The following is a 21,008-nucleotide window of genomic DNA, read 5'->3' as shown; positions in this document are numbered from 1 at the left end:
AAAATATCGGGTTTCAAACCGGATAAAAAATCTAAAACCGGATAAAAAACCTAAAACCGGATGAAAAATCTAAAACGGGATAAAGAATCCGGATAGAGAATAAAGTCGAACGTTTTGTATTTTCTCGTTGAATGGCGGCGTGCCACATCAACCTATTCCGAAAAGGCGAGGGCAGGGATTGATATTAAAGCATCTGACAGATTTTTTACAATCGCTTGCAAATACCAATCACGTGTTTGGCGATGATGATCCACGCGTTGCAGCGGTCGCCCTTGCTTTTCACGTTGTCGATGCGGATGGTCAGGAACAGGGTGTAGAGAAAAAAGTTCTTTATGATATTATTTCCCATGAGTTCGCGCTTGCCGGATCCGAATTGAAGGCATTGATCGAAGCAGGAAAAGCAGCCAATCGTGACAGTCTTGATATATTCCAATTTACCTCGACATTGAAACGCCACCTTACGCGTCAGGAATGTATCAAATTTATAGGATTGCTATGGGAAATTGCATATGCCGATGGTTATATTTACGAATTGGAAGACACACTGATCTGGCGAATTGCCGAAATGATCGGGGTTGACCGCAAGGATCGTCTGGAATTGAAAAAAATGGCGGGGCAAAGAAAACAACTTACGGAAAAACCGGAAGCCCCCATAGAGAATGAATAGGTCGTTTTATTAAAATGTCAGTGGCAGAAGAAAATTTCTACCCGAAAGAAAAAAAGCAAAAAATAGCGGTAGTGTTGCATCAGGCCTCTTCAACCACAGGCCGGATCGGGCAAATCTTGCAACGAAACGGGTTTGAACTCAGCATTTATCGTCCGGTGTTAGGGGATTGTCTGCCTGCAACATTGGAAGATTATGCCGGAGCCATTATTTTTGGCGGCCCGATGAGTGCCAATGATAATGAGCCTTTTATCAATCGCGAGATGGACTGGATTTCGGTAGCCCTTAAAGAAAATAAACCGTTTCTCGGTATTTGCCTTGGGGCGCAATTGCTTGCCAGAAATCTTGGCGGGGTGGTCAAACCGCGTAGCGATGGCGAGGTGGAGATCGGATGGTATCCGATCGAAGCAACCGGAAGGGGCAAAAGTGTTATGGATTGGCCGAAAATGGTTTATCATTTCCATAGCGAAGGCATTTACGATTTGCCGCAGAGTGCCGAACTTCTGGCCAAGGGCAACACTTATCCCACACAAGCCTTCCGTTATGGTGAAAATGCGTGGGGGTTGCAATTCCATTCCGAATTGACACGTGCAATGATGCAGCGTTGGGTGGTGCATGGTGCGGAACGTTTGGAGTTGAAGGGCGCCCAATGTGCAAAATCGCAACTGGAAGGGCGTTTTGTCTATGACCCTGCTTTGCGCCGCTGGATCGAACAGGCACTTGTCAAGATATTCGGCAAGCCGGAAAAAACCATCCAATCCTGACCGGTAATATCCGAAGCGGCTTTAAAGGTTGTCGATTATTGGATTTCATCAATCCTGAAGAAGTTTTGCAAGCTTTTCCAGAGACTTGTCGGGAATGCCCATTTTTCTCAAACTTGCCGCAGTATTAACCACGTAATCAACGTTGGAACCGGCAAGCCCGTGACTTTTGCGGATGATGAGTGCCATATTTTCCGGATCAAGCTTTTTTGCATATTGCTCATGTGATTGATCGGCGACAAAGAACAGCCCGTTGACAACGCGACCGTCTTTCAAATAGATCGGCTTCATCTTTTCGATATAGACACTGTTTACCTGTTCACGTTCAATCAGATAATCGTAGGTTTTTTTAGTATCCTCTACCGGAACGTGGAAAGCCAGCCCGTCGCAACACCCACCGCGATCAAGTCCTAAAACAAGGCCGGGATTTTCTACTGTTCCGCGATAATGGTTGGAATAGATACATAAAGAGCGGTGGTAGCCATAAAGGCGGGCAGGCGACATAAAATCATAGGTAAAACCCGGATTCCACATCAAAGAACCATAACCGAATACCCAAAAGTCGTGCATTTGCTGCCGATCCTTATTCCATGCACCATTATAGACATCGATATATGCACTAAAAAAAGCATAAATGTCTATGGAGATATAAGTTGTTATTCTCTATGATCGGCGAACCGGCATTGATGGAAATTGCGAGAAAACCGAAAGATGACCTCCTCCGACTTTGTGTCTCACCGTAAATCACTCAAGCACAGATATTTGAAACGGGGTATTTTTTCCATTGTCCTGATTGTCGTTCTCTATTCGATTCTCTGGTATTTTCTGGCAGCAAAGGTCGAGGAAAAAGTTTCCGGACAATTGGCAAGCTATAATGAAAACGGCTTTGTTGCGATATGTGAAAATATGCATAAAACCGGCTATCCGCTCAGAATCGGCGTTTCCTGCGACACAGTCAATTTGCAGCAATTGGTCAAAGGATTTGCTTTTTCCGGCGGGAAAATAATTACCGGTGCTCCGGTTTATGCACCCCGCTGGCTGGAATTGTCGCTAAATTCCCCAATATCTCTCGAATTTCCGGGCCTTGTTCCACTTTCTGCCAAGTGGAGTGATATGAAAATTGAAACAGATATGAGCCATCATATCCCCGATGCTGTCAGTTTACGGACTGATGACATAGAAATTGGAACCAGAACAGATGCCGACCAGCTACAAGACAGAACGACAGGAAAATTTCTGCGTTTTGATGCTCATGGTTTGAATAGCAATCTTGATGCCAGATTGACATTTGTCGATTTGCAGTTGCCCTTGACTGTTCCGCATGAAAATACGACGGTACCGGAAATGAGTGGTGATATTCAATGGACACTCGATGAAGCTTCATCCCTTTTTACAAGTGACGAAAACCACGATATTCCGATCGAGCGACTACGCGGTCACAAAGGTTTTTTGAAATCGTCGACAGTGCGTTTTGCAACCGGCGGGGCGTTAACTGTTTCGGGACCATTTTCCTTTAACGAGGAAGGTTACCTCAATGCAAAATTCGACATTGCAATAAGTGACCAGAACAAGCTCATGCAAACGGCCCGTTCAACATTTCCTTCACAATTCGACAATCTCAAAACAATCTTTTTCGCTTTAAGCGCTATGCCAAAGAATGATAAGGGCGATCCGGTTCTGCAACTATCAGTGAAAAACGGTGAAGTGCGATTGGCCTTTTTTAAAATTGGACACATTGATCCGATATAATTACCGAAACAATTTTTAATATCCGATTTGAAATAAATTCAATCATTAAAATATATAAATAGCTTTTTGGAGCTATATGAAGTTTTTTATTTTATAAAATAATGATATTGGAATTTTGTATAAAATTTTTATAAATTTATATTTCAAAAAAATGATCTTTATAAAATGGTCATATGTAATTTCAGGAACTTAAAGCGACGATAATTTCCAAATGGCGCTATTATAGATTTCCCGACTATTCCGTTTCCGACTATTCCGTTTCCGCCCATTCCTGTTCCGCCATTTGATTGCTGGAACTTTGCTGCCGATTGTCACCAATTTCTCACTTGTGGCAAAGTGAAACAGGTTTTAAATAAAAGCTTGTTTTATGAAAAAGGCATTGTTGATGAGCAATTCTGGAAAATCTGTTCTTGTTATTTCAAGTCATGTCATTCGCGGTTCGGTCGGCACACGTGTGAGCGTCAATGCTCTCGAACAAATGGGATATGCTGTTTGGGATATGTTGACAGTCAGCATGACATGGCAGCCGCGCCATGGTCCTTCCCACCGGCTGATCGTTCCGGTAGCCGATTTCAAAGCCTGGGCGGATGATATTATCCGCTCGAAATGGGTGGGTGAAATTGCAGCAGTCATGACCGGCTATTTCGGAAGTGCCGAACAGATCGAGATTACCGCCGATCTTATCAAAACGCTCAAACAGAAAAATCCGCATCTTGTCTATTTTTGTGATCCGGTTCTGGGGGACGAAGGCGGGCTTTATGTCGGGGAAGACATCGCCAAAGAAACTGTCGAAAAACTGTTGCCGCTTGCCGATATTCTGAAACCCAACCGGTCGGAACTTGAATGGATTGTGTCGAAAAAACTTGATACCAATCACGAGATTATTGAAGCTGCACGAAAAACGGGTTGCAAGACAACTCTTGTTACTTCTGCATGGCCACTTTTAAAAAACGCCACCGGCAATCTGCTTGTGACCGATAAATCCATCCTGCTTGCCGAACACCCGTTGGTGAAGGATCCGGTTAACGGGCTTGGTGATCTCACAGCGGCACTTTTCCTTGCCCGTATTCTTGATGGTGACAATGAAGAAGATGCTCTCCGTTTTGCCACTGCTTCTGTTTATACCATGCTCATGGAAACAACGAGGAACAATGGTTACGAATTGATGCTTGAAAGCGGGTTGCACCGGCTTGGCACACTCGCCGAGCGCGTTACGTTGCGCTATCTCAAAGATACGGCAGAAGTGGCAAAAAACAAATAAAAGGCGGGAACAGCGAAAGCTGCCCAGTGATTGTTAAGTGAAGTGATTGCCCAGTGATTGCCCAGTGATTGCCAAATGATTGCCAAATGACTGATTGATTGATGATGGATTTCCCTGAAAAGCTTTTAAACGGCTATCATATATTTATGAAAAGCCGTTTTACTCATGAGCGCGAGCGCTATAAACAATTGGCTTATGAAGGGCAAAAGCCCGAGACCATGGTCATAGCCTGCTGCGATTCGCGAGCTGCACCGGAAACTGTTTTTGATACCGATCCGGGTGAAATATTTGTTATGCGTAATGTTGCCAATCTCGTGCCGCCATTTCACCCTGACAAGGAATATCATGCAACTTCGGCGGCACTGGAATTTGCTGTCCAGTCTTTAAAAGTCAAAAACATTGTTGTACTTGGCCACGCGCGTTGTGGCGGCATACGCAATGCACTTGACCTTGATGGAGCACCCCTTTCAACGGTCGATTTTATCGGTAAATGGATGGGGCTATTGACACCGGCTGCCGAAGCGGTTGCAACCAATACATTGATGACATCGGGTGAACGTCAAACCGCACTTGAGCGGATTTCCATCCGCTATTCAATCAATAATCTGCGTACGTTCCCATGGATAAAACGACGGGAAGATCAGGGAAAGCTTGCCCTTCATGGAGCGTGGTTCGATATTGCGACAGGCGAATTATGGATTATGGACAGGCGTACCGGTGATTTTATCAGGGCAGAAGAATAATCTTTGCGGCAGTCCGTTTCAAACCGGTCGCGTTGTCGAACAAAAGTTTTATAGAAAAAGCCCGCCGGATTGGCAGGCTTTCAAGACTTTAACAAATATGACTTTTATCGCCACTTTATAGTTATTGCCGGATAGCGGAATGGAAAAATACCATTTGCCATGAAACGGCAAGGCGCTTCATCAATTGCCGTCTATCTGTTTACCCATAATGGCAATTGACTGCTGGTAAACGCTTGCATCATTCCAACCCTGAATGGCGGCGAAATTGGGTTCTCCCGGTTGATAGCCCTGTCCCGGTTTCCAACCATGGTTACGCAAGAAATTGAATGTCGAAGCAAGTGCGTCGGCTTTCGAGTTAATCATGTCAATGTGACCGTTGCCATCACCATCGGCGCCATAAAGCAGAACATTTTTCGGCAAAAATTGGGTTTGTCCGATTTCGCCATGCATCGCACCGATAGAATTCGGGTCGAAATCTCCGCGGTCAATCAGCTTTAAAGCGGCATAGAGTTGGTCGGTAAAAAATGCGCTGCGCCGACAATCATAAGCCAATGTTGCAACGGCGGACAACGTATGTTGTTTACCCATATAGGAACCGAAGCTCGTTTCCATTCCCCAAATGGCAATCACCGGACCGGATGCAACACCGTATTTTTTCTCAAGCCGGTCAAACAGTGCCGCATTCTGCTTTTTCATCACTCTGCCACGGGCAACAATGGTTGACGAGCCGCGTTTTTTCATGAACTGGTCAAGGCTCAGTTTGAAACTTTTCTGGCCACGGTCTGCATTGATGGTCGCCTGCGCATAATGCACATTGTTCAACGCGGCTATGCCCTGTTTGCCGATTCCGTTTGCGGCTGCTTCCTGTTTGGTTGCCTCTACCCAGTTTTCAAAACCGGCCGAAGTGTTTCCGCATTTCGGAGCCGCGACGGCAACTCCTGTGGTTGCGGCAAATGCCAAGCCGATAAAACCGGCCTTTATCGCTCTTTTACAAAACATTCGAGACATTAGAGCTGTTCCTTCTTAAAACCTGACTTTTGTGTAAGGTAAAATGTACTTTACCGCTTATAACAAGTTGGTTCTGAAACCAAGTGGGATTACACTTTATCAAATACAATATGCTTAAACCTTGACAAGATGCTCCTTTTGCTGTTTTAAGACGCTTTAAATCTGCGACAAGCTTATCAGACTTGGAGCCACCGACCGGGACCCGTAACGGTATAAAGAGATCCCGGAGGTCAACATCCGACAGCGCGATGCGCCCTCGGGTGGGTGTTTTGTTTGGTTCGGGTTTGTTGGCTTATTAAAGAGGTAGACAATGTTTGATTCCTTACAGGAACGTCTGGGCACTATTCTGAACAATCTGACAGGGCGTGGAAGCTTGTCGGAGCAGGATGTTGCAACCGCTCTGCGTGAGGTCCGTCGTGCGCTGATTGAAGCCGATGTTGCACTTGATGTTGTACGCTCCTTTACCGACCGTGTGCGTGAAAAGGCGGTTGGTGCCAATTTGCTCAAATCAATCAAACCGGGGCAAATGGTTGTCAAACTCGTTCATGACGAGTTGGTGGAAATGCTTGGCACGGAAGGCATTTCCATAGACCTCAATGCACCTTCACCGGTTGTTATCATGATGGTCGGCCTGCAAGGTTCAGGTAAAACCACAACTTCGGCAAAAATTGCCAAACGCCTCACTGAAAAACAGAACAAGAAAGTCTTGATGGCTTCTCTTGATACGCGCCGTCCGGCGGCGCAGGAACAATTGCGCCAGCTCGGTGAACAGATTCATGTGCCGACATTGCCGATTATTGCCGGACAGACACCTGTCGAAATAGCTGCCCGTGCTGTTCAGGCTGCCAAACTTGGCGGTCAGGATGTTGTTATTCTCGACACGGCCGGTCGCACCCATATCGACGAGCCGCTTATGGTCGAAATGGCCGACATCAAGGCCAAATCCGCACCACATGAAATCTTGCTTGTTGCCGATAGTTTGACCGGTCAGGATGCTGTCAACCTTGCCCGTTCATTTGACGAGCGTGTGGGCATTACCGGTATCATATTGACACGTATGGATGGAGACGGGCGTGGTGGTGCTGCCCTTTCAATGCGCGCTGTAACCGGCAAGCCGATCAAGGCTATTGCAACCGGCGAAAAAATGGAAGCGCTGGAAGAATTCCATCCGCGCCGCATTGCCGATCGTATTCTGGGCATGGGCGACATTGTTTCGCTCGTTGAAAAAGCTGCCGAAACAATAGATCAGGAAAAAGCCGCCGCACTTGCCAAGAAAATGCAGAAGGGCAAATTCGACCTGAGCGATTTGGCCGAACAGCTCAAGCAAATGAAAAAATTGGGCGGCATGGGCGGTATTCTCGGCATGATGCCGGGCATCGGAAAAATGAAAGACCAGATTGCCGCTGCCGGTCTTGACGACAATCTTTTTAACCGCCAATTGGCCATTATTTCTTCCATGACCAAAGAAGAACGTGCCAATCCCGATCTTTTGAAACATAGCCGCAAGCAACGCATTGCCAAAGGTTCGGGTACCAATGCGGCCGACATCAACAAACTTCTCAAAATGCATCGCCAGATGGCCGACATGATGAAAATGATGGGCGGCAAAGGCAAAGGTGGTCTGATGCAGAAGATGATGGGCGGCATTGGCGCCAAATTGGGATTTGGCGGTTTGGGTGGTGGTCTTCCCGACCTTTCGTCAATGGATCCCAAGCAATTGGAAAAAATTCAGAAACAGGCTGAAAGTGCAGGCCTTGGAAACAAACTTCCCGGTCTTGGTGGCGGGACATTACCCGGACTGCCGTCAAGCGGAACGAAATTCCCAGGGCTTCCCGGCCTGCCGAAAAAGCATTGAAAAACGAAGAAACGTTGAAGATTATGAGTGATACAAAAATTCCTGAAGAGCTTGTGCAACTTCGTGAATCAATCGACAATTTTGATGCCGCACTTGTGCATATTCTTGCCGAACGGTTCCGCTGCACCAAAGCTGTCGGAGTATTAAAGGCAAAATATGGCCTTCCGCCCGCCGATCCATCACGCGAAAAACGGCAGGTCGAGCGTTTGCGCAAGCTTGCTGAAGAAAGCCATCTTGATCCCGATTTTGCGGAAAAATTTTTAAATTTCATCGTCAAGGAAGTCATTCGTCACCACGAAGCGACGGCTTTGAAACTGCATTCAAAATAAGGAAACATTTCTGCCGGAACACGAAAAGACCGGCGGCAACCCGATTGGTCAAAAGCCAAAACCGACAATAGGAGATAAAACATGTCGTTGAAAATTCGTCTGTCACGCGCAGGTTCAAAAAAGCGTCCTTACTACCATATCGTTATCGCCGATATCCGCAGCCCGCGTGATGGCCGGTTTATCGAACGTGTCGGTTTCTGGAATCCGATGCTTGCCGACGAGAATGATCGCGTAAAGATAGATAACGAGCGCATCCAATATTGGCTGGGTCACGGTGCTTTGCCGACAGATCGTGTTGCACGTTTTCTTGATGCTGCCGGTCTTTTCAAGCGCAAGCCTCGCAACAATCCGAATAAAGCGCAGCCCGGCAAAAAAGCTCAGGAACGTATTGCTGCTGCCAAACAGGCTGAAGAAGAAGCCAAAGCTGCCGCCGCTGCTCCTGCTGAAGCAGCAGCCCAGCCGACAGAATAAGCTTTTAAAATTAAAGTTTTCGAGACTTCCGGCAAGTCTTGAAAAAAAGTCAAAAAAACGGGCACTTGATGCCCGTTTTTGTTGGAATTTTGCGTGAACCATCAACGTCGCACAGAATTTTTCGCATTCGTTATTTTTATCAAAGGCCGTATATTGATGTTGCGAAGCGTTGCAGCATGAATTGTCAAACCGGCAATGGGGCTATTTATCAATCCGGTAGTCTATACTTCCTCATTTACGGGCTTTTCAAACATTCCGGCTATGAGCTTTTTTAAACATTCCGGCGTCTATTGATTAAAGGCTGATATAAAGCTTTGCGTATTTGTCGTTAAAATATGGAAATAAAAACAGGGAAGCGTGCTGTATAGATCGCTTTCCCGAACATTCGATTTGTTATAAAAATTGGCAAATCCAAAATAAAAACAAAAAAATATATAAGAAAAACCGGTTTAACAATTTAGACGGAATAATATAAAAATAATAATACACAAAAAATTCGGAATTTATTTTTAAAAAACCGGATTTATTTGAATGAGCTTTCAAAAATCAGAAGTCGATAGCCCTTCCCTTTATTTCCCAATCGCCATAGCGTGAAGGATCATTTCCGCCACGACCGCCGATTTCCTTCGGCGCATTGGTTTTCTTGGCTTTTTTACGCCGTTCCTCGGCTTCTTTCAGTGCTCTTTGTGCTGCAGGGGGAAGTTCTTTTTTTTCGGGATTTTTATTTTCTATATTTTGTTCTTTTTGTTTGTCAGTCATTTTTCATAGGTCTTCCATTGAAGAAAACGGAAATATTCACCATCATATAGGGCAAATATGCTTTATATCGGAGTTTTTGACAATGAATTTTATGCGTACCGCCATGCTTCTTGCTTTCATGACGGCACTATTGATGGGCGTCGGCTACCTCATTGGCGGCAGTAATGGTGCAGTGATCGCATTTCTCATTTCAGCCGGAATGAATCTGTTTTCCTATTGGAATTCGGATAAAATGGTTTTGAGTATGTATGGCGCGCATCAGGTCGATGAGCGGAGCGCCCCCCAATATTACCGGATTGTCAGCGACCTTGCCAAAAAAGCCGGTCTTCCCCAACCGAAAGTCTTTGTGATTGATAACGCGCAGCCCAATGCTTTTGCAACCGGACGCAATCCCGAACATGCCTCTGTTGCTGCCACAACCGGCCTGTTGAATGCCCTTAGTCCGGAAGAACTAGCCGGTGTTATGGCGCACGAACTGTCACATGTGCAAAACCATGATACGCTGACAATGACAATAACCGCTTCGATTGCCGGTGCCATTTCGATGCTTGGCAATTTCGCGTTGTTTTTCGGCAGCAGTAACCGCGATTCCAATGGTAACTCCAATTCATCCGGTATTATCGGTACAATTATTGCGATGTTCGTGGCACCTTTTGCTGCCATGCTTGTGCAAATGGCGATCAGCAGAACACGCGAATATGCGGCCGATAAACGCGGCGGCCAAATATGTGGAAATCCGCTATGGCTTGCCTCGGCCTTGAACAAAATTGCCCGTGGTGTTGAAAATGTTTCCAATGAGGAAGCAGAACATAATCCGGCAACAGCACATCTGTTTATCATCAATCCTTTGAATGGCAGCGGGGCGGATAGTCTTTTTTCGACCCATCCTTCAACGGAAAACCGCATAAAAGCTTTGCGTAAACAGGCCGAGGAAATGAATATTACGACAACAAGCGGTTCGCCATGGGAAAATATGCGCCGCACTGTTGAACGTCCGTCATGGATGCGCAATAACACGCCGAAAGGTCCATGGTCATAACGAGTCGATATTGGCAAATAAACATAAAATACATCATTCCGGTTTATCCGAAAGAAAATCCGCCGTGCCTGTTCCGGGACTTCCGGCAAGGCTGGCAGCAGCCCGTCTTCTTTCGGCAGTGATTGACAAAAAGACATCGCTTGATGGCCTCACTGATAACGAGCACGGGCATCCCCAATATTTGGCACTTGAAATGCGTGATCGTATGCTGGTGCGCGCTATTTTGGGGGCAGCGCTTCGCCATCGTGCCGATATTGAAAGAATAGTTGAACGTTATCTTGATCGGCCTTTGCCGCAAAATGCCCTGTCGTTAAAACATCTTCTCCATGTGGCGGCAGCGCAAGTGCTCTATCTTGACGTTCCCGACCATGCGGCCATTGATCTTGCCGTTACTGCCGCCAAAAGTGACCCGCGCAATCAGCGTTTTTCAGGCCTTGTCAATGCAATTTTGCGAAAACTTGCCCGCAATGCCGATAAGGAAAGGGCGCAAAGTTCGGCAACGGAAAATATTCCGGCATGGTTTTCTCACATGTTGATCGAAGCCTATGGTCGTGAAAAAGCGGCAAAAATTATAGCCGCACAGGCAAATGAACCACCAATCGATATTTCAGTCAAAAGCAATCCTGAGATGTGGGCTGAAAAACTCGGTGGTCATGTTCTCTTCAATGGCACAGTCCGGCTTGAACATGTCGAAGAGGCGGTAAGCGATCTTGAAGGCTATCAACAAGGGGAATGGTGGGTGCAAGATGTGGCCGCCTCTCTTCCCGCCCGCTTGCTCGGCAATATTAAAGATAAAGCTGTAGCAGATCTATGTGCAGCACCAGGCGGAAAAACGGCAGAGCTTGCCGTTCAGGGCGCCCATGTAACGGCAATCGATCTTTCGGCAAACCGCCTGAAGCGTTTACAACATAATATGGAACGGCTCGATTTGAAGGTTGCAACATGGGCAGGCAACCTCAAAGACTTCAAACCTGAAGAGCTTTTTGATGCTGTTTTGCTTGATGCGCCCTGTTCGTCGACCGGAACAATCAGAAGACACCCTGATATTTTATGGACAAAAGATATTAGTGACATTGAAAAACTTGCAAAATTACAGCTTGAACTTCTTGTCGCTTCCATTTCGCTTGTCAAAATTGGCGGCTTGATTGTCTTTGCAAATTGTTCGATTGCAAGACAGGAAGGTGAAGAACTCGTCAATAACGCTCTCTCAAGCCGCAATGACATCACGCTCGTGCCAATCCGTGATGAAGAAGTGGGAGGAAGAAAAGAGCTTTTGCCAAACGGTGTTTTACGCACCACTCCCGCCGATCTTGAAGGGGAAACGCCGTTATTATCGGGCATGGACGGCTTTTTTGCAGCGAGATTCAAACGTATTGCTTAAGCCTTTCGTAATCTCGCTATTATTTTCAATTTTCATGCCGCTTTGTCCTGACAAAAGAGAAAAGGGGCACTGAAACCTTCAGTTTTTTGAATGTTTGTTTTGTGAATTTTAAATGGCTGATGGGCAGCATCCGGAATTTTCAACGCCGATATTTCAAGGCGGGACGCATAAAATTGGCAGAATATTTAAGTTTGGTTTTAAAAATAAAAGCCCGAACGCATTTTAAAAAGTTAAAAGTTCAAGTGCCACTATAGCAGTTTATGCCCCAGCACATTATCAAGCTTTAAGCCTTTTTTGCCGGTATAATGGATGACAACCACTTCATTTGATCTTGATGTTCTATTGCGAGTTTTTTACCAAAATTAACCAATCATTCACCTTAATCCATGAAAATACGTCCAAGTTCATTTTCATGGAGTTTCTATCGTGGCCACCACAATCGATCAGCAATATAAAACATCGCCAGCGCTTTATGCTGCGATGCGTTTGTTGCGGCGTGTGTGTGTTGGACCGTTATTTCGCTGGCGGTTTTCCGGTTTTCGTCCGCAACGTATTCTGGCTGAACCTGTCGATCTTCATTTGGCCGATCCGGAAATGGCGCATGAATTCTATCATGGCCGTTTTGCGCTTGCCGGAAGGATTGTGCAAACCGGTTCAATTTCACCTTTTGCGGTCGAGCCACCAACGCCTGCATGGGAAGCTGCGCTTAACGATTTCAGTTGGCTCCGGCATCTTGATGCAGCGCGTACGCCGCTTGCCAATGCCCATGCCCGTTCCTTGCTTAACGACTGGCTTGAACAATCCGGAAAACATGTCAAAGGTTTGGCATGGCGCCCTGATGTTGCAGCGCGCAGGCTGATTTCCTGGCTTTGCCATGCACGAATGTTGCTTGATGGCGCAAATGAAAATTTCGAGCGCCGGTTTTTGCGTGCGTTGGGCTTTCATGCACGGTTTCTAAGAACGGCTATCCGCAATATGGATGAGGATGAAAACCGTCTCCAAGCCGCTATCGCTTTATGTTTTGCTTCTGTTTCTTTGCCTGTATCACCTTCCATGAAAAAGGCTTCCCAGATGCAGCTTGCGCGGTCTTTGGCGCGGCAAATCTTGCCGGATGGCGGTCATATTTCGCGCAATCCCGCAACATTGCTTTCCCTGTTGACCGATCTTATCGCATTGCGTCACCTTTATGCCCATAGCAAAGAGACCGCACCCAGAATATTGGTTGATTCGGTTGAACGCATGTTACCGGCTTTGCGGTTTTTTGTTCATCAGGATCAGACGCTTGCCCATTTTAACGGAGTAGGGCCGGTTTTGCCGGAAAGGTTGGCGGTTGTTCTGAAACTTGACGAGACAGCCGGTATGCCTTTTTCACATGCGCCTTATTCCGGCTATCAGAGACTTTACGCGAATAATACAACCATCATTGCCGATACCGGAACAATTCCACCGCGTCAGGTTTCCTATCAGGCGGCCGCAGGTTGCCTTTCCTTTGAAATGTCCTCAGGTGCCGACCGTTTCATTATCAATGCGGGAATCGACCCCTATGGACCGGACGATTATGCTTTGATGGCGCGGGCAACCGCAGCCCATTCGACGGCAACACTGAACGATACATCTTCCGGTAAATTCCATAAGCGCAAAGGCAATAGCCGCGCCGCACTTATAAGCGGCCCGACAATTGTCAATATCAAGCGCGTCGAAGAACCGGACCGTGTCGGTTTTGTTGCAAGTCATAACGGCTATCTCGCATCATTCAATATGATTCACGAACGTGGATTGCTGCTTACATCCAATGGCAATATTATCGACGGCTATGACTCCTTTTTCGCACCTGCCGGAAAATCCATCAAAAGCGATGGTCGTGACAATGTAGCGGTGCGGTTCCATCTTCATCCGCATGTCGAGGTGAGCCATGATGGTAACAGCTTGCGTCTGGAAGTTTTGAAGGGAGACGCATGGAATTTCATTTCTCCCGATGCCGATATCCAGCTTGAAGATTCAATCGACTTTGCAGATCCGAGCGGTCCCAGAAGAACACGTCAGATTGTCTTGAATTTTCGGCCGGTTCTCACCGAAAAAATCCGTTGGCGTTTTACACGTATTACCGGAGCAAGCTAAGTAATTGACTTGGAAATGAAGGTATTTTGAAAAGAGCTTATCTAAAAGTTTCAAGTCAAAACCGTTCACTTTTCTTTTCATAGAGTGTTTTTTTCAACTTCCTGTGCTATGGCAGTTAAGGTTATTTCTTCTGCGTAAATTTCAGGAACAATACTATGACTGTGACATCGAAACACATTCCCGCGCCCGATTTGCTTCGGGTGCGTCGGGCTCTTATTTCCGTATCGGATAAAACCGGCCTTATCGACTTTGCAACGCGCCTTCATGAATATGGCGTCGAGCTTATTTCGACAGGCGGTACTGCAAAGGCTCTGGCTGAAGCCGGTTTGCCTGTCAAAGATGTCTCCGAAGTTACCGGTTTTCCGGAAATTATGGATGGTCGGGTCAAAACTCTGCATCCGGCAATTCATGGAGGCATACTTGCAATCCGTGATGATCCGGAACATCAGGCCGCAATGAAAAAACACGGAATTGTCGGCATTGATCTTGTTGCTGTCAATCTTTATCCGTTCGAGGAAACAAGACTTTCCGGTGCCGATAATGAAACCATTGTCGAAAATATCGATATTGGCGGCCCGGCAATGATTCGTGCCGCTGCAAAGAACCACGCTTATGTTACAGTTGTGACAGATGCGGATGATTATAATCTGGTATTGGCCGAACTTGATAAAAATGAAGGCAGTCTGAAGCTTTCCTTCCGTCGCATGCTGGCTGCCCGTGCTTTTGCCCGTACAGCTTCATATGATGCAGCAATATCGAACTGGTTTGCCGAAGCACTTGAAATTGATACGCCGAAATGGCGCGCAATTGGCGGCGAACTTGAAACGATTATGCGCTATGGCGAAAATCCGCATCAAAAAGCCGGCTTTTATCTGACCGGTGAAAAGCGTTTCGGTGTATCAACTGCACAGGTTTTACAGGGAAAACAGCTTTCCTATAATAATATCAATGATACGGACGCAGCCTTTGAAACGGTTGCCGAATTCGATCCGGAAAAGACTGCAGCGGTCGCCATTATCAAACATGCAAATCCTTGCGGGGTTGCCAAAGGCAAAACGTTGAAAGAAGCCTATCTTAAAGCTTTGGCTTGCGATTCTGTTTCGGCTTTCGGTGGTATTATTGCGCTGAACCGTCCGCTTGACGAAGATTGCGCTACCGAAATTACCAAAATTTTTACCGAAGTTATTATCGCACCGGACGCTACAGAAACGGCACGCGAAATCATTGCCAGGAAGAAAAATCTGCGTCTTCTGATTACCGGTGGTCTGCCTGACCCGCGCGCTCCCGGTTTGACAATGAGAACCGTATCGGGCGGCATGTTGGTTCAGACGCGTGATAATGGTGTGATTGACGATCTCGATTTGAAAGTGGTTACAAAACGCCAACCGACCGAAGCGGAAATGCGCGATCTCAAATTTGCATTCCAGGTTGCCAAACACGTGAAATCGAATGCCATTGTCTATGTGAAAGATAATGCAACAGTCGGCATCGGTGCCGGTCAGATGAGCCGCGTGGACTCAGCCCGTATAGCCGCTCATAAAGCGCTGGATGCAGCTAAAATCGCCGGTATTAGCGAGCCTTTGACCAAGGGGTCGGTTGTCGCATCCGACGCTTTCTTCCCGTTTGCCGATGGGTTGTTGTCAGCGGTGGAAGCGGGCGCGACAGCGGTCATCCAGCCTGGCGGTTCTATCCGCGATGATGAAGTGATTGCAGCAGCCGATGAAAACAATATCGCGATGGTCTTTACCGGTATGCGCCATTTCCGTCACTGAATGGATGGAAAAAACAAAGATTTCATACAAGGAAAAGCTGCCGGATCAATTCCGGCAGCTTTTTTAATGCTACTACAGTTTCCGATACTTGCCGGAATTGATTGGAAGACACGTTGAGCAAGCTTCAAAATGGAAGCGTCGGAGAAGAATAGCGATTGTTCGGGCTAAAATATTTTTAAAACCGGCCGAGCTTTGTTTCGATAGATCTAACGGAGATTTTTACGAGATTGAACACTTTTCTCGAATAGTGTGGTGTCTATGAAGCGTATGGCATTGGAAATCTTTAAGGGATAATCTCAATAGACATGCCGCAATTGATTGAAACAGATAAGAATTTTTCTGGCTGAGACAGTATCGCGACAGCAAAGAATAGCGGGAATAAACAATAGCGCTTGCCAAAAAATTATTTGCCCCCGCCAACAATATATTTCATGTCCGTGAAGCGGGTTGCGCTAAACGAAAAATTAACCATGATTTAAGAGTTGTGTTAGAAAATAACCTTATCCTGCAAGTTGTTTTTCAAAGGTAAATAGAATTTCTTTCTTTCAAATTTGAAATTTGCGTCATTTCAAAACAATTTCCACGCAAGTTTCCATAAAAATTATGGCAAAAAATATCGTTTTATTTCCTGAATAAGGCCAAATGTTACGAAATGAGGCGAAATATCGCCAATTCTTAATGAATTGTGACTAAAAAATATACAAAATGCTTAATCGCTGCACAGCAGCTATGCAATCTTGTCACTCCTCAATGCGGGGGGTCAAGTCTATATACGCCTCAACAAATTCCAACATAATATATTCAATCAGGTGAGTGTCATGAATCTTCTTCGTAGTTTTAATAAATGGCGCCGTTATCGTACAACTTATAATGAATTGAGCCGCCTTTCTACTCATGAATTGAATGATCTCGGCATTACCCGTTCAGAGATCGCGGCAATCGCTCGCCGTACAGCGCGCTAAAAGCTCGCAGAGCCTTTTCCCCTCAGGCTCTGGGTGGAAAGCCTTTCCTTCCCTTGAGGCTTTCCTTTTGTAACGTCTGCTGCCCCCTCCCGCAGCAGGCGTTTTTATTTCGTTTCCTTGAGGCTTTCCTTTTGTAACGTCTGCTGCCCCCTCCCGCGAGCCACGCGTTTTTATTTTATTCCTTTTATTTTCTTCCCTTGAGGTTTTCTTTTGCAACGTCTGCTGCTTCCGCCCGTAAGCCAAGCGTTTATTATTTCGTTTCCTTGATCGAAACGCTTATTTTGCGATGTGGGCAAAAATCCGCTTCATTCCCGTATCCAGTGGTTTTGAATTATCGCACGCTAAAAGCTCGCGAGGTTTTTCCGCTCGGACTTTGCGGGAAAATCTTTCCTTTTATGAGATTGGCACTCCGATCTCTCGCTGGCGATAGCGCCAAAAACTGCCAGAGATTTTCTTCATAAACACAAACCGGCAATTCCGCCGGTTAGGGCCGTTATTTTAATATCGCGCGGTCTTTCGATTATCAGTATTTTCAACTTGAGCCGTTCTTTTCAAGCGAAGAATTTTTAAAACGCGAGGGAGGAGGAAGAATTTCATTATTTCTGTGGTGTGGTTTGGTTCCGGTGATGCTTTTCACGCATGAACGTTAAAAGGCTTGAGGCCATGATAAGGATAATGCCAACGGCCATCGGGAGGTCAAGATGATCGTTGAAAATGAAATAACCGAATAATATAGCCCAGATCATCTGGCTATATTGCGGGGTGGCAATAGCAATTGCGGGAACGCGGCGCGCAGCCGCCATAAGAAAAAGTGCACCAAGAGCTGCAAGTAACCCGTAACCGGAAAGATAGAGCCATTCAAAACCATGCGGTTCGACATAGCCGGGTAAACTCAACAAACCGCAAATAATAATCGAACCGATAATGCCGCTTGAATAAAGTGTAATGCGTTTTTCGCGACCGCCCATATGACGCACAATAATGATAGAAATAGCGCCGCTCAAACCGGCAAAAACAGCCCCAACATGTCCGATATTAAGTTCACGGAAACCCGGTCGCAAAACGACAAGCACGCCGATAAAGCCGATGATGATGGCCGACCAACGCCGCCATCCGATGGCTTCTTTTAAAAATACCATGGAAAGAATACTGACAAAGAGGGGCTGCAAGAATATCAATGTGAAGGCTTCTGCCATTGAGAGATGTGTAAAAGCAGTAACGCTGCCGATAACACCAAATGCACCGGAAACTGTCCGTAAAAACCACATTGGCCAGTTCTGCGAGCGGATAATGTCTATCCATTTATTGTCACGGTTTTTCAAAAATGGAATGACAATGATGCTGATTAAAGCTCCGAAAAATGCCGTTTCATAAGGTGGCAATGCGCCATCAATAAACTTCACACACGCATCGCTCACGGCATAGGCGGCGTAAGAAGCAAATGAAAGGAAAACCCCGTAGAACATTTTTGACCTTCCAATCCGCTTTTACCTGATTTTGATTGTCGGTAGATATGTGATGGCAAGTTTCAGCTCATCGCCATAAATTTATTTTGCTTTCTAAAGCCTTTTTTCGCGCCTTTAAAAAATACCATAAGATAAAAGAGCACAAAAAAGACAGGCGAACCAAAACATTTTATTTCTTAAATAAAACCGTTTGATATTTCTTCAAGACGGTGACGATTAGCTTCCGGAACAAGAAAATAGTTATCAATATCATTCGGCGGGTTGAACCAAGGCTGAAACACCAGGCAATCAAACTGTTTTTTCAGTCGTTTGCTAACAGCCACATCAATTCAACAATTCTTAAAGTCAAGCTTGCATTGTTCAAACAATAGTTCGTTTTTAAAGCAGTTGGACAACAGGCCTTTGCTCTGTCGCTTGTTTAGATGCTCGTGAAAATAGTGACGTTACCGGCAAGCCGATGAAGAAATACCGGTGAACGTGTCCGGTTATTTATTCGCGGACGGCTTCTGGTTTTGGTTTAAAGATCAGATTTTTGGAAGCGAGAACAGCACCGCCTGTAATGAGAAGACATGCTGCCAGTAGCCGCCATGACGGTTCTGCAAGACCGGTTGCCACCATAATAAGGGTAGAAAGCAGCGGCGCACTATAACTGGCGACACCCAAAAGCTGGATATTGCCACGTTTAACACCGAAATCCCAACAGTAAAAAGCAAGCCCGACGGGAAAAAGACCAAGCAATAAAACCGATAGCCATTGTCCGCCGTTTTCAGGCAGAATGAAAGGTTCGGAAAAAATAAAGTGGCACAGAAATGCAAGAATAGATGTTACAAGGCAAAACGCTGCGACAACAGTTGTGGGCACTTTTGCCAATCGGCGGGAAAGAAGTGAATAGGCCGCCCATGCAAAAGCACTGCCCAATGCAACGAGATAGCCAAAGCTGTTTTTTTCATCAATCACAAATCCGCCTTTACCGGCGATAACCAGCACCATTCCGGAAAAACCCAACAAAGCGCCAAGAACGTGGAACCAGCGCAATTTTTCCCCCGGCATCAGTGCGGAACCGAGAACGATGAATAACGGCCACAAATAATTGATAAGGGCGGCATCAACAGGCGGGGCATTTCTTAACGCTGTGAAATAAAGGAAGTGGTAGCCGAAGAGGCCGCCAATGCCCACAACCCACACAATGAGCGGCTGTTTCAGATCTTTGAGTGTTTCAGGATGTTTAATCCAGATCACTACGCCCGGAAGCGTGCCAATGAGGAAAGTCATAGACGTTAACAGGAGCGAAGGAACCTTTCCGGAAAATGCCGTTAAAGTCGCCAATAGCGACCACATAAGGATTGCCAGAAAACCTATTCCTGTTGCTTTATTCATAGATAATTCCGCGTCGACGCCGTCTTTCGGAAATGATTAAAAATATAGATGCTGCAAATACGCCGGCGGCCAAAGTAAACCAGGTAATTGCATAGCTCAAGTGGTTATTCGGGAAGCTCACAATAGTTAAACCACCGATCGGTAATCCACCTATATTCGGCGTTCTGTCAGCATCAATGAAATAAGGGGCAACATCAACAAGCCCGACTTTTTTAGCCATAGCAGGCAATTGCCGTGTATACCACAAATTACTATCGGGATTATTTTTACGAGGGAAAAAACCACCCCCTTCACTCATACGCAAAAGACCGGTAACCGTTGTTTCACCTTCGACAAGTCCGGCTGCCCGTGTTTTCTGGTCGCGTTTATCCATCGGCACAAATCCCCGATTGATAAATGTGATCGCTCCGTCTTCTGTTTGCATCGGAGTGAGAACCCAATAACCGGTTGTCTCGTCTGCAACAGCCGTTATCAGAACTTCTTTATCATTTAAAAAATGCCCTTTGAGGGTGACGGGGCGATATTCGTCCTTGTCGTAACTCACCTTGCTCCACTCGCTTTTAGCAGGTGCCGGAACCGGTGCGAGATGGACACGTTCATTTGCATTTTTAATCAGATTTTCTTTCCAGCCAAGTCGCTCGACTTGCCAGACACCCAACGAACAAAAAGCGCAAAAAAAGAACAGGCATAAAAAACCGAAAATTCCCAAAAATATCGGGGAACGGCCATGCGCTGGCTTGGGATCTGTTTTAGCTTCACTCATCATAATATTTCTTTTATCATAGCTTGCGGCTAAAAAAACAGATTTCTTACGTTTTAACCTTATGACCGCACACGAAAACTCTTGACCTTTTTGCCTAAGCCCCCTATAGAAACGCAACTTACCAATTTTTGGGAAGCCGATCCATGCGCGTGTTCATTGGATTTTTAGCACGCTTATTGATTGCTTCTGTATTAGAATTTAAAGGTGAAATCTATGTCCCGCGCCTGCGAATTGACTGGAAAATCAGTCCAATATGGCAATAATGTCAGCCACGCCAATAACAAATCGCGTCGCCGTTTTTTGCCGAATCTCTGCAATGTTACTCTGATCTCCGATGTGCTTGAACAAAGCTATCGTTTGCGTATTTCGGCAAATGCTTTGCGCTCTGTCGAACATCGTGGTGGTCTTGATGCATTTCTTTTGAAGTCCGGTGACAAAGAATTGTCGCAACGGGCACGCTTGTTGAAGCGCCAGATTGAAAAGAAACTCGCTGAAAACGCAGCCTGATTCTTTTCGATAAACGATTCGTC

General features: G+C 45.9%; 20 protein-coding genes. 14 read left to right on the top strand and 6 right to left on the bottom strand.

The features are described 5' to 3' along the window. The first annotated feature begins 178 nt into the window (after positions 1 to 178). The gene (locus GQS64_RS00955; protein WP_198230345.1) at positions 179 to 667 is read left to right on the top strand and encodes a TerB family tellurite resistance protein; all 489 of its coding nucleotides are present in this window, start codon (positions 179 to 181) and stop codon (positions 665 to 667) included. 14 nt (positions 668 to 681) lie between these two features. Beyond that, complete coding sequence (locus tag GQS64_RS00950) at positions 682 to 1,428, top strand: glutamine amidotransferase (protein ID WP_077994197.1); 747 nt, start codon at positions 682 to 684, stop codon at positions 1,426 to 1,428. A 48-nt stretch (positions 1,429 to 1,476) separates the two neighbouring features. On the opposite strand, the gene GQS64_RS00945 is transcribed toward GQS64_RS00950, so the two are convergent. After that, entirely contained in the window at positions 1,477 to 1,995 is a 519-nt protein-coding gene (locus tag GQS64_RS00945; protein ID WP_077994195.1) for a gamma-glutamylcyclotransferase, read from the bottom strand. A gap of 141 nt (positions 1,996 to 2,136) precedes the next feature. Between GQS64_RS00945 and GQS64_RS00940 the strand changes: the two genes are divergently transcribed. The 3 genes from GQS64_RS00940 (at position 2,137) to GQS64_RS00930 (ending at position 5,178) form a co-directional block, all read left to right on the top strand. Then, on the top strand, positions 2,137 to 3,174 hold the full coding sequence (locus GQS64_RS00940) for a DUF2125 domain-containing protein (RefSeq protein ID WP_077994191.1): 1,038 nt from the start codon (positions 2,137 to 2,139) through the stop codon (positions 3,172 to 3,174). Positions 3,175 to 3,559: 385 nt separating this feature from the next. After that, the gene (gene pdxY, locus GQS64_RS00935; protein ID WP_188318052.1) at positions 3,560 to 4,435 is read left to right on the top strand and encodes a pyridoxal kinase; all 876 of its coding nucleotides are present in this window, start codon (positions 3,560 to 3,562) and stop codon (positions 4,433 to 4,435) included. 101 nt (positions 4,436 to 4,536) lie between these two features. Next, positions 4,537 to 5,178: a carbonic anhydrase gene (locus tag GQS64_RS00930; RefSeq protein ID WP_077994185.1), complete on the top strand. Its 642-nt coding sequence runs from the start codon at positions 4,537 to 4,539 to the stop codon at positions 5,176 to 5,178. Between the two features lie 180 nt (positions 5,179 to 5,358). On the opposite strand, the gene GQS64_RS00925 is transcribed toward GQS64_RS00930, so the two are convergent. Then, positions 5,359 to 6,177, bottom strand: a complete 819-nt coding sequence (locus tag GQS64_RS00925; protein WP_077994184.1) for a lytic murein transglycosylase — start codon at positions 6,175 to 6,177, stop codon at positions 5,359 to 5,361. Positions 6,178 to 6,496: 319 nt separating this feature from the next. On the opposite strand from GQS64_RS00925, the gene ffh reads away from it, so the two are divergent. From ffh to rpsP, 3 genes are all read left to right on the top strand, one after another. After that, complete coding sequence (ffh, locus tag GQS64_RS00920) at positions 6,497 to 8,041, top strand: signal recognition particle protein (protein ID WP_077973207.1); 1,545 nt, start codon at positions 6,497 to 6,499, stop codon at positions 8,039 to 8,041. Positions 8,042 to 8,064: 23 nt separating this feature from the next. Next, a complete protein-coding gene (locus GQS64_RS00915; RefSeq protein WP_077994720.1) occupies positions 8,065 to 8,370 on the top strand; it encodes a chorismate mutase in 306 nt (101 codons plus the stop codon). Between the two features lie 81 nt (positions 8,371 to 8,451). After that, entirely contained in the window at positions 8,452 to 8,841 is a 390-nt protein-coding gene (gene rpsP / locus GQS64_RS00910; protein ID WP_077994181.1) for a 30S ribosomal protein S16, read from the top strand. Between the two features lie 546 nt (positions 8,842 to 9,387). On the opposite strand, the gene GQS64_RS00905 is transcribed toward rpsP, so the two are convergent. Next, positions 9,388 to 9,600, bottom strand: coding sequence for a DUF1674 domain-containing protein (locus tag GQS64_RS00905; RefSeq protein ID WP_198230344.1), 213 nt, complete (start codon positions 9,598 to 9,600; stop codon positions 9,388 to 9,390). An 82-nt stretch (positions 9,601 to 9,682) separates the two neighbouring features. Between GQS64_RS00905 and htpX the strand changes: the two genes are divergently transcribed. The 5 genes from htpX (at position 9,683) to GQS64_RS00880 (ending at position 16,872) form a co-directional block, all read left to right on the top strand. After that, positions 9,683 to 10,639 (top strand): zinc metalloprotease HtpX, encoded by a 957-nt coding sequence (htpX, locus tag GQS64_RS00900; RefSeq protein ID WP_198230343.1) that lies wholly within the window; start codon positions 9,683 to 9,685, stop codon positions 10,637 to 10,639. A 28-nt stretch (positions 10,640 to 10,667) separates the two neighbouring features. Continuing rightward, positions 10,668 to 12,020, top strand: coding sequence for an RsmB/NOP family class I SAM-dependent RNA methyltransferase (locus GQS64_RS00895; RefSeq protein ID WP_369805221.1), 1,353 nt, complete (start codon positions 10,668 to 10,670; stop codon positions 12,018 to 12,020). 480 nt (positions 12,021 to 12,500) lie between these two features. Next, positions 12,501 to 14,138, top strand: coding sequence for a heparinase II/III family protein (locus GQS64_RS00890; protein ID WP_077994716.1), 1,638 nt, complete (start codon positions 12,501 to 12,503; stop codon positions 14,136 to 14,138). Positions 14,139 to 14,293: 155 nt separating this feature from the next. Then, a complete protein-coding gene (purH, locus tag GQS64_RS00885) occupies positions 14,294 to 15,910 on the top strand; it encodes a bifunctional phosphoribosylaminoimidazolecarboxamide formyltransferase/IMP cyclohydrolase (protein WP_077994176.1) in 1,617 nt (538 codons plus the stop codon). Positions 15,911 to 16,728: 818 nt separating this feature from the next. Next, on the top strand, positions 16,729 to 16,872 hold the full coding sequence (locus tag GQS64_RS00880; RefSeq protein WP_077994175.1) for a DUF1127 domain-containing protein: 144 nt from the start codon (positions 16,729 to 16,731) through the stop codon (positions 16,870 to 16,872). A 596-nt stretch (positions 16,873 to 17,468) separates the two neighbouring features. Here the strand turns inward: GQS64_RS00880 and GQS64_RS00875 are convergent. The 3 genes from GQS64_RS00875 to GQS64_RS00865 all read right to left on the bottom strand — a co-directional run bounded on the left by GQS64_RS00875 (position 17,469) and on the right by GQS64_RS00865 (position 20,481). Further along, the gene (locus tag GQS64_RS00875) at positions 17,469 to 18,338 is read right to left on the bottom strand and encodes a DMT family transporter (RefSeq protein WP_077994172.1); all 870 of its coding nucleotides are present in this window, start codon (positions 18,336 to 18,338) and stop codon (positions 17,469 to 17,471) included. Between the two features lie 489 nt (positions 18,339 to 18,827). Next, positions 18,828 to 19,715 (bottom strand): DMT family transporter, encoded by an 888-nt coding sequence (locus GQS64_RS00870; RefSeq protein WP_077994171.1) that lies wholly within the window; start codon positions 19,713 to 19,715, stop codon positions 18,828 to 18,830. Then, on the bottom strand, positions 19,708 to 20,481 hold the full coding sequence (locus tag GQS64_RS00865; protein ID WP_077994170.1) for an SURF1 family protein: 774 nt from the start codon (positions 20,479 to 20,481) through the stop codon (positions 19,708 to 19,710). The genes GQS64_RS00870 and GQS64_RS00865 overlap by 8 nt, the downstream gene beginning before the upstream one ends. A 210-nt stretch (positions 20,482 to 20,691) precedes the next feature. Here GQS64_RS00865 and rpmB point away from each other — a divergent pair, with 210 nt between their 5' ends. Further along, entirely contained in the window at positions 20,692 to 20,985 is a 294-nt protein-coding gene (gene rpmB, locus GQS64_RS00860; protein ID WP_198230342.1) for a 50S ribosomal protein L28, read from the top strand. The last annotated feature ends 23 nt before the right edge of the window (positions 20,986 to 21,008 follow it).

The organism is Bartonella sp. P0282 (assembly GCF_048452985.1).
Classification (GTDB): Bacteria; Pseudomonadota; Alphaproteobacteria; order Rhizobiales; family Rhizobiaceae; genus Bartonella; species Bartonella choladocola.
Note: the sequence above shows the minus strand (reverse complement) of the source record. Positions and strands in the feature narration are given on the sequence as shown.